12 protein-coding genes are annotated in these 14,870 nt (G+C 60.2%); 5 read left to right on the forward strand and 7 right to left on the reverse strand.

Annotation, left to right across the window (positions count from 1 at the left end):
* Window positions 1-36: 36 nt before the first annotated feature.
* The 5 genes from QZ377_RS03200 (at window position 37) to QZ377_RS03220 (ending at window position 4,806) form a co-directional block, all read left to right on the forward strand.
* Window positions 37-1,158 carry a branched-chain amino acid ABC transporter substrate-binding protein gene (locus QZ377_RS03200; RefSeq protein ID WP_291439470.1) on the forward strand — a complete coding sequence of 374 codons (1,122 nt, stop codon included), beginning with the start codon at window positions 37-39 and terminating at the stop codon, window positions 1,156-1,158.
* A gap of 254 nt (window positions 1,159-1,412) precedes the next feature.
* Entirely contained in the window at window positions 1,413-2,318 is a 906-nt protein-coding gene (locus QZ377_RS03205) for a branched-chain amino acid ABC transporter permease (protein ID WP_291439472.1), read from the forward strand.
* Window positions 2,315-3,325, forward strand: a complete 1,011-nt coding sequence (locus tag QZ377_RS03210) for a branched-chain amino acid ABC transporter permease (RefSeq protein WP_291439474.1) — start codon at window positions 2,315-2,317, stop codon at window positions 3,323-3,325. The genes QZ377_RS03205 and QZ377_RS03210 overlap by 4 nt, the downstream gene beginning before the upstream one ends.
* On the forward strand, window positions 3,322-4,092 hold the full coding sequence (locus QZ377_RS03215; RefSeq protein ID WP_291439475.1) for an ABC transporter ATP-binding protein: 771 nt from the start codon (window positions 3,322-3,324) through the stop codon (window positions 4,090-4,092). The genes QZ377_RS03210 and QZ377_RS03215 overlap by 4 nt, the downstream gene beginning before the upstream one ends.
* Before the next feature lie 3 nt (window positions 4,093-4,095).
* On the forward strand, window positions 4,096-4,806 hold the full coding sequence (locus QZ377_RS03220) for an ABC transporter ATP-binding protein (protein ID WP_012624116.1): 711 nt from the start codon (window positions 4,096-4,098) through the stop codon (window positions 4,804-4,806).
* A gap of 320 nt (window positions 4,807-5,126) precedes the next feature.
* Here the strand turns inward: QZ377_RS03220 and QZ377_RS03225 are convergent, their stop codons facing one another.
* The 7 genes from QZ377_RS03225 to pheT form a co-directional block, all read right to left on the reverse strand.
* Window positions 5,127-6,203, reverse strand: coding sequence for a dihydrodipicolinate reductase (locus QZ377_RS03225; protein WP_291439478.1), 1,077 nt, complete (start codon window positions 6,201-6,203; stop codon window positions 5,127-5,129).
* A 226-nt stretch (window positions 6,204-6,429) separates the two neighbouring features.
* Window positions 6,430-7,263, reverse strand: a complete 834-nt coding sequence (locus QZ377_RS03230; RefSeq protein ID WP_291439480.1) for a MipA/OmpV family protein — start codon at window positions 7,261-7,263, stop codon at window positions 6,430-6,432.
* The gene (locus tag QZ377_RS03235; RefSeq protein WP_291439482.1) at window positions 7,260-8,441 is read right to left on the reverse strand and encodes a phosphoglycerate kinase; all 1,182 of its coding nucleotides are present in this window, start codon (window positions 8,439-8,441) and stop codon (window positions 7,260-7,262) included. Before QZ377_RS03235 ends, QZ377_RS03230 begins: the two co-directional genes overlap by 4 nt.
* 234 nt (window positions 8,442-8,675) lie before the next feature.
* Entirely contained in the window at window positions 8,676-10,679 is a 2,004-nt protein-coding gene (gene tkt, locus QZ377_RS03240; protein ID WP_291439484.1) for a transketolase, read from the reverse strand.
* Between the two features lie 10 nt (window positions 10,680-10,689).
* A complete protein-coding gene (gene rpe, locus QZ377_RS03245) occupies window positions 10,690-11,418 on the reverse strand; it encodes a ribulose-phosphate 3-epimerase (RefSeq protein WP_291439486.1) in 729 nt (242 codons plus the stop codon).
* Window positions 11,419-11,738: 320 nt separating this feature from the next.
* Window positions 11,739-12,092, reverse strand: a complete 354-nt coding sequence (locus tag QZ377_RS03250; protein ID WP_072311561.1) for a MerR family transcriptional regulator — start codon at window positions 12,090-12,092, stop codon at window positions 11,739-11,741.
* A 298-nt stretch (window positions 12,093-12,390) separates the two neighbouring features.
* A complete protein-coding gene (gene pheT, locus QZ377_RS03255) occupies window positions 12,391-14,796 on the reverse strand; it encodes a phenylalanine--tRNA ligase subunit beta (protein ID WP_291439489.1) in 2,406 nt (801 codons plus the stop codon).
* Window positions 14,797-14,870: the final 74 nt, after the last annotated feature.

Genomic DNA, 14,870 nt, shown 5'->3' on the forward strand with positions numbered 1-14,870 from the left:
ACTATCATCACCGAATACCGGACGGGGGAATTTTTTATGAAAGCACTTGGTCGTTTGCTTGGGGCGTTGGCCCTTACCCTGCTGGTGCCTATGACGGCTCTGGCCGGTGACATCAAGGTCGGTCTCATGTGTCCGCTGACGGGCAAATGGGCTTCCGAAGGTCAGGACATGAAGAATATCGTCAGCCTGCTGGCTGATGAGGTAAATGCCAAAGGCGGCGTCAATGGCCGTCAGATCAAGGTTGTGGTGGAAGACGATGCGGGCGACCCGCGCACCGCAGCCCTTGCCGCGCAAAAGCTTGCCTCGGCGGGTGTAGTGGCTGTGATCGGCACGTACGGTTCGGCCGTAACCGAAGCCAGCCAGAACATTCTGGACGAGGCCGGGCTGGTGCAGATCGGCACGGGCTCCACCAGCGTGCGCCTGACGGAAAAAGGCCTGCCGCTCTTCTTCCGCACCTGCCCGCGTGACGACGCCCAGGGCCGCGCGGCGGCGGCTGCCGTTGTCAAGGGCGGTTACAAGGCCGTGGCGATTCTGCACGACAATTCCTCTTACGCCAAGGGCCTGGCCGAAGAAACCAGGGCCGCCCTGAAAAAAGACGGCGTAAAGGTGGTTTTTTATGACGCTCTCACCCCCGGAGAGCGCGATTACACGGCTATTTTGACCAAACTCAAGTCTGCTGGGCCCGATCTTGTGTTCTTTACCGGGTATTACCCTGAAACGGGCATGCTGCTGCGCCAGAAAAGGGAAATGGGCTGGCCCGTCCCCATGATGGGCGGTGATGCCGCCAACCATCAGGACCTGGTGAAGATAGCGGGTAACGAGGCGGCCGAGGGCTACTTCTTTATCAGCCCGCCCCTGCCGCAGGATATGGATACCGCTGAAGCCCGGTCTTTCCTTGAATCCTTCAAGGCCAAGTATAATGCCGTGCCTGTTTCCGTGTGGGCCGTGCTGGCGGGCGATGCCTTCAAGGTCATTGAAGCCGCGCTGGCCGCAGGCAACGATACGCCCGAAAAAATGGCCGCATGGCTCAAGAATCTCAAGGGCATGCCGGGCCTTTCCGGCAGCCTGGGCTTTGACGCCAAGGGCGACCGCGTGGGCGAGTTTTACCGCACCTATATGGTTAACGACAAGGGCGTATTTATCTTGCAGCCCAAGTAAACAGACCGTACAGTGTGCTCCGCGCCCCGGCGCGGTCCGGCGGTTTTTCCGCCGCATATCCGCGCGCTGAAAATGGTGCGCGCATACACAGCAACTTTGGCCGTGGCCGCCGGAACCGGAGCAGTCCGGTTCCGGCTCCGGGCCGGTAAAGGGGAGCCGCCGTATACGGCTCCGGCGGCGGGGCGCAGCCTTTCCGCCCACGGTGAGGCGTGCGTTTTTTACGCCGTCGGGACGTGGCAAGGGTATAACGCTTTATGGAACAGTTTTTTCAACAGCTTTTGAACGGCCTTGCCGTGGGGGGCATCTACGCCCTGGTGGCCCTGGGCTATACGATGGTGTACGGTGTGCTGAAGCTCATCAACTTCGCGCACGGCGACCTGTTCACCATCGGGGCCTATCTTGGGCTGACCCTGCTGGTCAGTTGCAATCTTTCGGGCATGCTTAACCCTGTGGTGGCGGTGCTGGCCGTTTTTGTCATGGTGGCCCTGCTGGTGGCCATTATCGGCTTTCTGCTTGAGCGTACTGCCTACCGGCCCCTGCGCAATGCGGGCCGCCTTTCTGCCGTGGTTTCGGCCCTTGGGGCCTCCATATTTTTTCAAAACGCCATCATGCTTATTTATGGCGCGCGCTTTTACGTTTACCCCGACTATCTCAGACCCGACTTTACCGTGCATCTTTTCGGCCTGGCCGTACCCGGCGTACGCCTTCTGGTCATCGCCGCCAGCGTGATTCTCATGCTCGGACTCTGGGCCTTTATCCAGCGTTCGCGCACCGGCGCGGCCATTCGCGCGGTAGCCATCGACCCCGGCGCGGCCCAGCTTATGGGCATCAACGTGGACCGCATTATCGGCCTGGTTTTTCTGATCGGGCCGGGCCTTGGCGGAGCCGCCGGGCTTATGGTGGGCATCTACTACGGGCAGATAGACTTTACCATGGGCTGGAGCTACGGGCTTAAAGCCTTTACCGCAGCCATTCTGGGTGGCATCGGCAACATCCCCGGCGCTATGATCGGCGGGCTGCTGCTTGGCGTAATCGAAGCCCTGGCCGCCGGTTACATTGCCATTGCCTGGAAAGACGCCATCGCTTTCTTTGTGCTCATTCTTATACTCATCATCCGTCCCACCGGCATTCTGGGCGAGCGCACGGCGGACAAACTATGAGAACAGAGCCTCTTCGTATTGCCGCCAGGGTCGCTCTGGCGGCGGTTATCTGTGTGCTGCCGCTGGTCAGCAATGCCTATTGGACGGACGTATGCGTCAGCATCGGCCTGTATGCGCTGCTTTCGCTTTCACTGAACGTGATTTTGGGCCAGGCGGGCATTTTTCATATGGGGCATGCGGCTTTTTTTGCCGTGGGCGCGTATACCACAGCCATACTGAATACCCTGTGCCAGTGGCCCATCTTTTGGACCATGCCCGTGGCCGGCGCCGTGGCCGCCGTATTTGCCCTGCTGGTGGCGCGGCCCATTATCCATCTGCGCGGCGACTATCTGCTTATCGTGACCATCGGCATTGTGGAAATTGTGCGCATTGCGCTCATCAACGATGTTTTCGGCCTTACCGGCGGGGCTAACGGTATTTTCGGCATCAGCCGCCCCAGTTTTTTCGGCTTCAGGATAGTCAAGGGCATACAGTTCTACTATCTGGTCTGGGGCATGGTGGCCGTGAGCCTGCTGCTCTTTTACGGCCTGTGGCATTCGCGCTTTGGCCGCGCCCTCAACTATATCAAGGAAGACGACGTGGCCGCAGAGGGCTGCGGTGTCAACGTCACCCACTACAAGCTCATGGCGTTTGTGCTCGGGGCGTTCTGGGCGGGTATGGCTGGAACCCTGTATGCGGCCAAGATGACGACCATTTCGCCGGAATCGTTCAGCTTTATGGAGTCCGTCATTATTTTTGCCGTGGTCATCCTTTCGGGCGGCAGCCAGATAGGCGTGCTTATCAGCGCCTTTCTGTTCATCGGCCTGCCGGAACTGCTGCGGGAATTCTCCAATGCGCGCATGCTCATTTTTGGCCTGGCCATGATGGTCATGATGGTCTGGCGGCCCCAGGGCCTTCTGCCCCCGCGCCGCCGTCGCTACCACGTGGATGCCCCTTCCGGAGAAGACGCCTCGCGGGATGCCCCTGGTGAGGGAGGCAATGGAACTGTCAGCGGGAGGCCCGCATGAGCCTTTTGCGCCTGCAGGAAATGACCAAGGTTTTCGGCGGTCTTGTGGCTGTCAACGATCTTACCTTCAGTGTTGACGCGGGCAGCGTTGTGGGCCTTATCGGCCCCAACGGGGCGGGCAAGACCACCGTGTTCAACTGCATTACCGGCAACTATACGCCTGAAAAGGGCCGTATCTTTTTTGACGGCGAACCCATTGCCGGGCTGAAGCCTCATCGCGTGGTGGAGCTTGGCATTGCCCGCACCTTTCAGAGCATACGTCTTTTCGGCAAGCTTTCCGTTCTGGAAAATGTGCTTGCCGGGCGGCACTGCCGCATGAAGTCGGGCATGATGTCGTGCATGCTGCATCTGCCCTGGCAGCGCAGCGAAGAGCGTGCCGCTGTGGCGCGCTGTATGGAAGAACTGCGCTTTGTAGGCCTGGCCGATAATTATGCCGAGGCCGCCGGGGGGCTTTCTTACGGCAACCAGCGACTGCTTGAAATCGCCCGCGCGCTGGCATCAGACCCGCGCCTGCTCATTCTTGACGAGCCTGCCGGTGGCATGAATGACCAGGAAACGGTGGCTCTTGTTGACACCATCGCGGCCATTCGCGACAGGGGTATTACGGTGCTGCTGATCGAACATGACATGCGGCTGGTCATGAAAATTTGTGAAAAACTGGTGGTGCTGGAGCACGGCACCATGATAGCTCAGGGCGAGCCGGAGGCCGTGCGCCGGAATCCGGCGGTGGTGGAAGCCTACCTGGGCGTAGAAGACGAGAAGTGGTAAGCCATGTGCCTGTTGCAACTTTCTGACATACGGGTGAGCTACGGCAGCGTCGAGGTGCTGCACGGCATTAACCTGCGGGTGGAAGAGGGCGAGATAGTCACCATCCTCGGGGCTAACGGCGCGGGCAAAAGCACCACGCTGCTGTCTATCAGCGGGCTTGTGCGGCCCACTTCGGGCGAGATTCTTTTTGAAGGGCAGAACCTTTTGCGGCTGCCGAGCCACAAGGTGGTGGGGCTGGGCATTGCGCAATCGCCCGAGGGGCGGCGCGTTTTTGGCGTCATGAGTGTGCTTGAGAATCTGCGGCTGGGCGCTTTTTGTATTGAAGACAAGGCCCGCAGTGAGCGCACTCTGGAATGGATATTCGATCTTTTTCCGCGCCTGCTTGAGCGCAAGGACCAGCTTGCAGGCACGCTTTCTGGCGGTGAACAGCAGATGCTGGCCATCGGCCGCGCCCTGATGGCCGAACCACGTCTTTTGCTGCTGGATGAGCCTTCGCTGGGCCTGGCGCCGCTTTTGGTGCGTTCCATCTTTGAAACCGTGCGGGCCATCAACAAGCGTGGCGTCACCGTGCTGCTGGTGGAGCAGAATGCCCGTGCGGCTCTCAAGCTGGCGTCACGTGGCTATGTGCTGGAAGTGGGCAATGTGGTTATGGAAGACAAGGCCCAGAGCCTGCTGAATAATGCCAGCGTGCGGGAAGCCTATCTGGGCGGCTAGGGGCCGCAGCCAGAGCACGGCGGCTTTGAGAAAACACTGCCCCTTCTCGCGGCTCCACCACAGCGTTTGACCGTGCATGCACTGCCTTGCGGTTTCGTGGGGTGCGGGTGTGCATGCAGCCGTTTTGCAGGAGTAGCGTAACGCTGTTCAGAGTACGGTTTTACCCCTGCACGGCAGAGCATTGTTCCTCGCACGCAAAGTATGCGCAGTCTGCAATATCAGCCTCACGACGCCTGCTCCGGCTGTTTTGTTCCGCGTTTTTACAACAAGCCCCGTCCTTTCAAAAAGGGCGGGGCTTGTTGTGTGCAGATTCCGGCAGTTTATTTTTTGACGTAATAGTCCAGCGGCTTTACCCGGTAGCTGTTTACGGGCATCTGGTCTGTGGTCACGTAGCCGGGCGCGGCATTGATAAGGTCGGGAATGCGGTTTACCAGTGTGGCGCAGGTCAGTTCCACGGTAGAGGGCCGGGTGATGACCACCTGGGTGTCAGGCTCGCCCATAAGGGTCCAGTCGTTACGGTCTACCTCATCGGGAGCATAGACCTTGCCTATGCATTCGCTTTCAATGGTGATGCCTTCCTGTGTTTCGGTGGTGACCACGGCCGACATGCCGGTGGCGTGTCCGGCGGGAATGGTCATGCCCAGCGTTTCTGACTTCAGTTCGGCGGAGTGGGTCATGGGGACGCATTTTTGCACCTGGCTTTTTACCGTAAGGCCCAGACGCGCCGCCAGCCAGCCATTGACGTTCCACATATACGAAGGCAGGAATTCGCCTTTTTCAATAAGGGCCGCACGTTCGGTTTCCGGAATATTGTCGGCGGCTGCGATTTCCTTTTCAAAGGCGGCAATATCCAGGCCTGCCCCGTGTGCCTTGGCAAGGGCAATGCCGTAGTCTTCCACATTATAGCTGGATTTGCCGCGAATTTTTTTGATGGTGTGCATGGCCCCGGCCAGCGTGGCGATAAGGTTACCCCAAAAGACGTCCTGGTAGCCCGTGCCGCATATGGTGCAGCCGGTCTTTTTGGCGGTTTCGTCCAGCTCGCGGGTAATGGCTGGTGAAGAGTTGGCGGGAAAAATGGCCTCTTCGCAGATGGTGATGGCATTGACGCCGCTACGGGCGCAGGCCATGAGCGCATCTTTGACATCGCGGATAAGGCTCATGGTGGTGATGAGGCAGGCATCGGGCTTGACTTGGGCCAGCACTTTTTCTGCCTCGGATGCAGCCTGAACAATAACGCCCTTGTTTTCGCACCCCATGATGGCGCCGATATCGCGGCCGATCACAGCGGGATTCATATCAAAGGCGGCGACAATTTCTGCGCCTTTTTCGTATACATAACGCATTGAATATCTGGACATTTTTCCGCAACCGTACTGGGCGATCCGAAGTTTGCTCATGGATTCCTCCTGGTTTGGAAAGCGTTGGTTTAGTTTGAAAATCAATTTCAATTAAAGTGTACGCACTCTTTGTGAAAAATCAAGCGTGCGCGATGTCCGTTCCAAGCGTGATGGTGCGGATACTTTTTTGCGGCGTACTGCCTTGAAGCCAGACAAAAAGGCCGTGATCAAAAAGATCACGGCTTACAGCGTATTGATTGCAGACAGCCCTCAAGGGCAGGTTGCGCTAGAAAGCGTAGAGAAAGCCCGCATTGAAAGCGTACGTGGTGCTGCGTTCCACCATGGGACTATCGGTGACTTCACTTCCCAGAAAAAGGGCTCTGCCGTTGACAAGAACGCTCCAACTGTCGGTAAGCGCCACGCGCAGCGTCAGTCCTGCATAGGGCGAAAAAGCGCTTTCGGGGCTGTATTCTTTCAGGCCGCTTTTGCGTGATTCACTGGAACTGACGCTGTAATAATAGTCATTGTAGTTGCTGTCGGTCCACTGCGCGCCCACCGAGGGCATGATAATGATATTGTCGAAACGCAGCGGATAGGCATAGGAAACATCGGCCATGACGCCGTTATTGACGCCCAGAACATCTGTGGACAGCGTGGCCGAAGCCAGGCCATAGCGCGAGCGCAGGGTATAGTTCAGGCCGGCCATGAGCGAGGAATAGCGGTCGTCCAGGCGCTTCATCCGGTCACTATCGCTCCAGGACGCATAAAAATGCTGCGGCAGATAGGAAAGCTGGACATTGAATTCGTGATAGCGGTTTTTGAAAACATGTACGCCGCCGCTCAGGCCGCGCAGGTACAGCCAGTTGCCTTCGTACCCCAGCAGGGGCAGGGGTGAACCCAGCGAGTTGATGCCCTTGTATTCCGATGTGCGCAGTGATGCGCCAATACCCGTGTTAAATCCCCACCGCCCCTGCTGCGTGGTTGCGTCGGGGGCGTCGGGATCCTCTTCCCACAGTTCCTGTGCCTGGGCCGTGGGCGCCGCCAGCAGGCAGCAGGTCAACAGCGGCAGCAGAAACAGCGCGCTCAGGATAGACAGTTTTTTCATAAAATATATACTCATGCACCCGCCTGGGCGCGGTCTTCCAGCGCCGCGACGGAAGGCAGTTTTTTGCCCTCAAGCAGTTCCAGGGAGGCGCCGCCGCCGGTTGAGATGTAACCCATGCGGTCGGCCAGGCCGTATTTTTCCACGGCAGCCACACTGTCGCCGCCGCCCACAACCACAAACGCCTTTGAATCGCTCAGGTATTCGGCCAGGGCTTTGGTTCCGTCGCCAAAAGGTTCTATCTCAAACGCGCCGACCGGGCCGTTCCAGACCACCGTGGCCGCCTTGGAAAGGAATTTTTCATACAGGGTCAGCGTTTCGGGGCCGATATCAAGGATCATCTGGTCGCCCGGCACATCGCCCACTGCATGCAGCATGGTCTGCTGGCGGGGGGCCAGTTCTTCGGCGGTGATCACGTCCACGGGCAGGGGCAGTTCCTTGTTGAGGGTCTTTGCCAGCGCCATGATCTTCTGGGCTTCGGGCAGCAGGTCTTCTTCATAAAGGGACTTGCCCACCATATACCCGGCTGCGGCAAGAAAGGTGTTGGCTATGCCGCCGCCCACAATGAGCACATCCACTTTTTCCAGCAGGCTTTCAAGCAGGGCCAGCTTGGTGGACACCTTGGCCCCGCCGACAATGGCCACCACAGGTCTGGCGGGATTGTCGAGCACCTTGTCAAAGGCTTCCAGTTCGGCTTGCAGCAGCGGGCCGGCGCAGGCCACGGCGGCGGCCCGCACAGCCCCTTCAGTGGAAGCATGGGCGCGGTGGGCCGAGCCAAAGGCGTCCATTACATACACATCGCCAAGACCAGCAAGTTTGGCTGCCAGTTCGGGATCATTCTTTTTTTCGCCGGGCAGAAAGCGCACGTTTTCGAGCAGGGTTACCTGCCCGGGTGCAGCCTTGGCTTCGTCCAGGTTCTTTGCCAGGGTCACGGGCTGCCCCAGCAGTTGGGCCAGGCGGTCGGCCACAGGAGCAAGAGAAAACTGCTGGTCAAACTGCCCTTCGGTGGGGCGGCCCAGGTGCGACAGCACAATGACGCCCGCGCCTTTTTCCAGCGCCAGTCTTATCGTGGGCAGGGCGGCGCGGATGCGCTTGTCATTGGTGATGACTCCGTCTTTCATCGGCACATTGAGGTCTTCGCGGATGACGACCGTTTTTCCGCCAAGATCAATATCCTGCATTTTTGTTACGGGCATGGCGCTCTCCTCTTTGTTGGACTTGCAGCGTGATTTTTAGTGAAGGCAAATGCCCGGGCGGGCCTTGCAAGCCAGAGCATGCCACCGGTGAGGTACGCGCATGCCCTGCAGGATTTTTTACGAAAAACCTTTGCCGTGCAACAGTCAGGCAAGTCCTGCCGCCGCCGGCATGTCAGGCGTTATGTACCCAAACGCGCGGGCGCGTCCTGAAGAAGCGCCCGCGCGGGAGTGTTGTCAGCGTTTTCCGGCCATAAGGGCGCGGGCTTTTTCCAGCGTGTTGGCGACGGTAAAGCCAAGACGTTCAAAAACCACCTTGCCCGGAGCCGAAGCCCCAAAGCCTTCCATGCCGATAACCGCGCCGTCAAGGCCTACATACTTGAGCCACCAGTCAGACGCAGAGGCCTCAATGGCCAGCCGCGCACGAACAGCGGAAGGCAGCACGCTTTCTTTGTATTCATCGCTCTGGGCGTCAAATACTTCGGTGCAGGGCATGGAAACAACGCGCGCCTTGCGACCGTCGGCGGCAAGCTGCCCGGCGGCGTCAAGCGCCAGGGCGACTTCCGAGCCGGTAGCCATGATAATGATTTCGGGGGTTCCGTCGCAGTCGCGCAACACATAGCCGCCACGGGCGATGGCTGCCACCTGCTCTTCGCTGCGCGGGCAGAAGGGCAGGGTCTGGCGCGAAAGGGAGAGGCCCGATGGCGTATGACCGGCTTCCAGCGCGCAGGTCCAGGCCACGGCGGTTTCCACCGTGTCACAGGGCCGCCAGAGATTGAAGCCCGGCATAAGGCGCAGCATGCCCAACTGTTCCACAGGCTGGTGGGTGGGACCGTCTTCGCCCACGCCGATGGAATCGTGCGTCAGCACCCAGATGACGCGGATGCCCATAATGGCCGCCAGACGCAGGGCGTTTTTAGCCTGATCGGCAAACGCAAGGAACGTTCCCGCATAGGGAATAAAGCCGCCGTGCAGGGCCAGGCCGTTCATGATGGCGCTCATGCCGAATTCGCGCACGCCGTAGGAGATGTAGTTGCCGGTGTGGTTCTTTACATCCATATGCACCGACGAGCTTGTGAGCGTGCCCACAGAGCCTGTGAGGTCGGCAGAGCCGCCCGCCAGTTCGGGCAGGCGCGGCACAAGATATTCCAGGGTTGTTTTGGAGGCCACGCGGGTGGCCGTATCGGCACCCTGGTTGACGGCCTCGGCAACGGCGTTGCGGGCAATTTCAGCCCAGTCCGCGGGCAGCTCGCCGCGCATGCGCCGGGTCAGTTCTGCGGCCTTTTCAGGATGGTCTTCGGCATAGGCGGCAAAAAGATTGTCCCACGCCGCTTCCAGAGATTTTCCGGACACACGGGCGTTCCAGGCGCTGTAAATGTCCTGCGGAATGGTAAAGGGCGGCTCGTGCCAGCCAAGGGCCTCGCGCGTGGCGGCTACGCCGTCTTCGCCCAGGGGGGAACCGTGACTGGAGGCAGAATCGGCCTTGGGAGAGGCGAAGCCGATATGGGTGCGGCAGATGATAAGGCTCGGGCGGTCCGTATCGGCCTTTGCTTCGGCCAGGGCCTTGTCCAGAGCGGCGGCGTCATGACCGTCAACGGGGCCGATGACCTGCCAGTTGTAGGCGCGGTAGCGGGCGGCCACGTCTTCGTTGAACCAGCCGTCGATCTTGCCGTCAATGGAAATGCCGTTGGAGTCGTACATGGCGATGAGCTTGCCGAGGCCCCAGGTTCCCGCAAGGGAGCAGGCCTCATGCGAAACGCCTTCCATCAGGCAGCCGTCGCCCACGAAAACGTAGGTGTGGTGGTCCACAACCTTGTGCTCGGGAGTGTTGAACTGCGCAGCCAGCATGCTTTCAGCCAGGGCCATGCCCACGGCGGAGGCAATGCCCTGCCCCAGGGGGCCGGTAGTCATTTCAATGCCCAGATGCGGCTCGTATTCGGGATGCCCGGCGGTTTTTGCCCCCCACTGGCGGAAATTGCGTATTTCTTCCATCGGGATGTCATAGCCCGTGAGGTGCAGCAGGGCGTAGAGCAGCATGGACGCATGCCCGTTTGAGAGCACAAAGCGGTCGCGGTTGAACCACAGGGGATTGGCAGGATTATGCCTGAAACCGTGCCGCCAGAGGGCTTCGGCCATGTCGGCCATGCCGAGGGGTGCGCCGGGGTGGCCGGAGCGGGCTTTTTCAATAGCGTCCATGGCAAGGGCGCGGATGGCGTTGGCGCACTGTCTGCGGGTGGGCATGATCATTCCTCTATTTTTGCTTGGGATGAGTAAGGGCAAAGGTCTGACGCCGGGCGGCCTTTTGCAGTGCGGGGCGCTGCTCGCGGCCATCCAGAGGTTTCATGAAGGCGGCCAGACGGGCGTCGTAGGGCTTGTGGCCGAAAAAGGCCGAGCCTGAAACCAGCACGTCGGCTCCGGCTTCCACCAGTTGAGCCGTGTTTTCGGGGCATACGCCGCCGTCCACCTGAATGAGAACGTCTTCGCCGCCACAGGCATCCAGCAGGCGGCGGGCGCTGCGGATTTTTTCAAAGGTGGCGGGAATGAAGGCCTGGCCGGAAAAGCCGGGGTTGACGCTCATGACGAGCAGCATGTCCAGATCATTGACAAGCCAGCGTATGACGCCAAGGTCTGTGCCGGGGTTCAACGCCACGCCCGCGCGGCAGCCCATGTCGCGGATGGCGGAAAGCGTGCGCTGCGGGTGGCGGTCGGCCTCGGTATGAATAACGAGCATGTCGGCTCCCGCGTCCCTGAAGTCCCGGATATAGCGGGCGGGGTTTTCCACCATGAGATGCACGTCAAAAAAAAGCCCGCTGCCGGGCCGTAGGGCCTTGATCAGCGGGGGGCCAAAGGTGATGTTGGGTACAAAGGCCCCGTCCATCACATCAAGGTGCAGCCAGGTAAGCCCGGCGGCCTCAAGAGCTTGCAACTCTTCGGCCAGACGGGAAAAATCGGCGGAAAGTAGCGAGGGCGATAGAATCATGGGAGTAGTTCTGTCTTGTGTTATGGGGAAGGGCCTTCGGGCTTTGCCGTATGCAGTGTCTGACTGCCTTGGCCGCCGTGCGCAAAGGAGTCGCCTTCCCCGCGTCCCTTTGCCTCAACCTGATATTCCATCGTGCGCAGCGGCCGGACGCTGTAAGTCCCGGCGGGGGCTGCTCACCTGATCGTTTTTTGCGCTGTGCAGGGCGCGTTTTGGGGGTACGTCCGCCGTAATGCGGGCAGGGCCAGCAGCCTGCGGCTTCCTGCACCAGTCCGCGTCACACCTGACCGGCGTGTACCAGCTTCGCTGGCATGGCGCGCGGCCTACTGGCCGCTGAGCAGCCGGCGCACCGCCGTAAGCTCGCGCCGGAGCATGCGCATGAAATCCGGGTCCGGCACTGCGGCAACACGTTCGGGCAGGCTTTCGTCCAGCACGGCACTGCCGTGCAGCACGCGGCGCGCGCCCTCAATGGTCATGCCCTGTTCATGCAGCAATTGCTGTATGCGGCGCAAAAGGCCTATATGGTCTTCGGTGTAAAGGCGTTGCCCTTTGCCCGTGCGCAGGGGGGCCAGCTGGGGAAATTCCGTTTCCCAGAAGCGCAGCACATGGGTCTTGAGGTTGAGCATTTCTGCCACTTCACCGATGCGGTAGGTTTTTTCTTCACTGTGATCCGACATAGGGCACCCCCTGACGCCCTCGCGCGGCATCATGCCGCCATATGGCATGCAAGCGCCAAGCGCCGGAAGCATGGCGTTCCATGCTCCGGCGGGCAGCGTAATTTCAGAACGGTTTCGCTTTGCCTGCCGTGTGGCGGCACGGCAACGCGACTAGAGCATTTTACCTTTGAAAAAGGTTAAATTCTCTAACGCTGCACGCGAGTGCAGCGCGCCGCAACGCAGCGTGGATTCTGCCGAAAATCGCATTTTTGGGCAGAATGACAACTTTGAAAATGTATATTTTCAAAGTTGATCTGCTCTAGACCTTTACTCCCAAGGCCGCTACGAGCGACTGTGCCACTTTTTCCCGTTCCTTGTCCACTTCCGCATCCTTGAGGGTGCGGTCCGCATGGCGGAAGGTCAGGCGGAAGGTCAGGTTGCGAACAGCGTCCTGTCCCTCAACCGCCTTGGGTTCAAAGCAGTCTACAAGAACAAGGTCTTCAAGCAGGGGCAGGGCAAGGCCGCGCACGTGTGACATGACGGCGCTCACGGTAAGCCCAGGCCCGGCCATGACCGTAATGTCGCGGCGTACCGGGGGATACACGGGCAGAGGCCGGAAACGCACCTGGGCCGCATCGTGCAGTTCACGCAGTATTTCCAGATTCAGTTCGGCCAGCCATACGTCTTTGCGGGCATGAAACTCATCGGCCATGGCGGGTTTGACCCGTCCCATAACGCCTACGGCGCGGCCGTCAACGGCAACTTCAACGCAGGGCAGCAGGAAGGGGTGTTCCGCAGCAAGCGTGCAGACCGGTGCAGGCAGGTGCAGAAAACGCATAAGATTTTCCACAATACCCTTGAGGTCCATATAGTCCATGTCGCCTTCAGCCTGGGGCCATGCCGTGTCAAAGCGCGAGCCGTACAGCAGCACGCCCAGCATGCCGGTTTCGCGGGCAGTGGTCTCGGAGGCGGCATCGGCCTCAAAAGTGTGGGCCAGCTCGAAAAAGCGCAGCCCTTGCGCGCCCTGGGCCAGGTTGTTGCGCAGGTCGTGCAGCAGGCCGGGGGCCAGGGCCGTGCGCAGGGCGTCCTGCTCCGCTGAAAGGGGGTTCATGATGGAAATGCGGCCTTCGCGCGGCAGCCCCAGGTGATCCAGATCCTTGTGGCCCACAAAGCTGTAGTTGACGGCTTCATTGAGACCCAGGCCCGCTCCCCAGTGTTTGAGGCGCAGCCAGAAGGCAAAGCGCGATTCCGGCTCGCCCGCATGCGCGAGGTCACGGCAGACGGGGGGCAGTTCGGGGGCGATGGTGTCCAGCCCATGAACCCGGCCCACTTCTTCGATAAGGTCAGCCTCGCGGGTGAGGTCGGGCCGCCAGGAGGGCTGCCCCACACGCCACACATCGCCGGAGGCGTCCACCGTGCAGCCCATGCCGGTAAGCACGGTCTGGTCAAATTCCGGCGTAAGCGTCACGCCCAGCAGGGCATTGGCCCGGGCCGGGCGAAAGTCGATACTCGCGGCCTTGAATGGGCGCGGTTCGGAAACGGAAAGGCCCGGCTGCACCGTGCCGCCGCTCAGGGCGGCCATCATGGCGCAGGCGCGATCCAGCGCCCATACCGTGCGCTGCTGGTCAATGCCGCGTTCAAAACGATAGGAAGATTCGGACGAAAGCCCAAGGCGGCGCGATGTTTTGCGGATGGCCGCAGGAAGGAAGACAGCACTTTCAAGAAAAACATTGCTGCTTTCCGCGGTAATTTCTGTATTGAGGCCCCCCATCACGCCTGCCAGGGCCACGGCGCGCGAACTATCGCGAATGCACAGGTCCTGCGGGGTGAGGATGCGTTCCTGCCCGTCGAGTGTCGTGATTTTTTCGCCATCCTGGGCGCGGCTGACCACAATGCGGCCACCCTCAAGCTTGTCGAGGTCAAAGGAATGCAGGGGCTGGCCGTATTCAAGCAGGATATAGTTGGTCACGTCCACAATATTGGAGACCGGGCGCACGCCCATGGCATGCAGGCGGTGCCGCACGCGCATGGGGGAGGGGCCGATTTTTGCTCCCGTGATGACCCTGCCGGAATAAAGGCGGCAGAGGTCGGGATCTTCAATATCAATGGGAATGAGGCGCTGTGGCGCACTCTCGTCCACCTGAAGGGGCAGGGCCGGGATGTTCAGCGGCAGGTTGAAGGCCAGCGCGGCTTCACGGGCGAGACCCAGAACGGAAAGGCAGTCGGCCCTGTTGGGCGTGACGGAAATGTCCAGCAATTCGCGGTCAAGCACAAGCTGGTCAACCAGCGGTTTGCCCACCTCAAAACTGTCGGGCAGCACCATAATGCCGGCGTGGTCTTCGGTCAGGCCCAGCTCGCGCTCGGAACAGATCATGCCGAATGACGGCGCGCCGCGCAGTTTTGCCTTTTTGATGACGAGGCCGTCAGGCATGGTCGTGCCCACAAGGGCCACGGGTACTTTTTGGCCCTCGGCCACGTTGGGCGCGCCGCAGACGATGTCCAGCAGCTCGCCCTGGCCCGCGTCTACCTTGCAGACATGCAGGTGGTCAGATTGAGGATGGTCTTCGCAGGCGACTACCAGCCCCACCACGATGGGGGCGATGGCGTCAAAGGGACGGCGGATGTCTTCCAGCTCCAGGCCGAGCATGGTCAGGCGGTCGCCCAGAGCTTCAGCCGTGCCTTCGTAAGGCGTAAATTCACGCAGCCATGAAAGTGAGAGCAGCATAGCATGTCCTGTTTGCGCGGGGCGTAGGGCCGCCGCGTTGGGCGTCATAGGTAGTGGTGTTCATTACAAAACAG

Origin of the sequence: Desulfovibrio sp. (genome assembly GCF_019424165.1) — a bacterium.
Classification (GTDB): Bacteria; Desulfobacterota; Desulfovibrionia; order Desulfovibrionales; family Desulfovibrionaceae; genus Desulfovibrio.

Bases quoted from the DNA above. Each gene is read 5' to 3' on its own strand.
- QZ377_RS03200 (WP_291439470.1), top strand. From the start codon at position 37: ATGAAAGCACTTGGTCGTTTGCTTGGGGCGTTGGCCCTTACCCTGCTG.
- QZ377_RS03205 (WP_291439472.1), top strand. From the start codon at position 1,413: ATGGAACAGTTTTTTCAACAGCTTTTGAACGGCCTTGCCGTGGGGGGC.
- QZ377_RS03210 (WP_291439474.1), top strand. From the start codon at position 2,315: ATGAGAACAGAGCCTCTTCGTATTGCCGCCAGGGTCGCTCTGGCGGCG.
- QZ377_RS03215 (WP_291439475.1), top strand. From the start codon at position 3,322: ATGAGCCTTTTGCGCCTGCAGGAAATGACCAAGGTTTTCGGCGGTCTT.
- QZ377_RS03220 (WP_012624116.1), top strand. From the start codon at position 4,096: ATGTGCCTGTTGCAACTTTCTGACATACGGGTGAGCTACGGCAGCGTC.
- QZ377_RS03225 (WP_291439478.1), bottom strand. From the start codon at position 6,203: ATGAGCAAACTTCGGATCGCCCAGTACGGTTGCGGAAAAATGTCCAGA.
- QZ377_RS03230 (WP_291439480.1), bottom strand. From the start codon at position 7,263: ATGAGTATATATTTTATGAAAAAACTGTCTATCCTGAGCGCGCTGTTT.
- QZ377_RS03235 (WP_291439482.1), bottom strand. From the start codon at position 8,441: ATGCCCGTAACAAAAATGCAGGATATTGATCTTGGCGGAAAAACGGTC.
- tkt (WP_291439484.1), bottom strand. From the start codon at position 10,679: ATGCCCACCCGCAGACAGTGCGCCAACGCCATCCGCGCCCTTGCCATG.
- rpe (WP_291439486.1), bottom strand. From the start codon at position 11,418: ATGATTCTATCGCCCTCGCTACTTTCCGCCGATTTTTCCCGTCTGGCC.
- QZ377_RS03250 (WP_072311561.1), bottom strand. From the start codon at position 12,092: ATGTCGGATCACAGTGAAGAAAAAACCTACCGCATCGGTGAAGTGGCA.
- pheT (WP_291439489.1), bottom strand. From the start codon at position 14,796: ATGCTGCTCTCACTTTCATGGCTGCGTGAATTTACGCCTTACGAAGGC.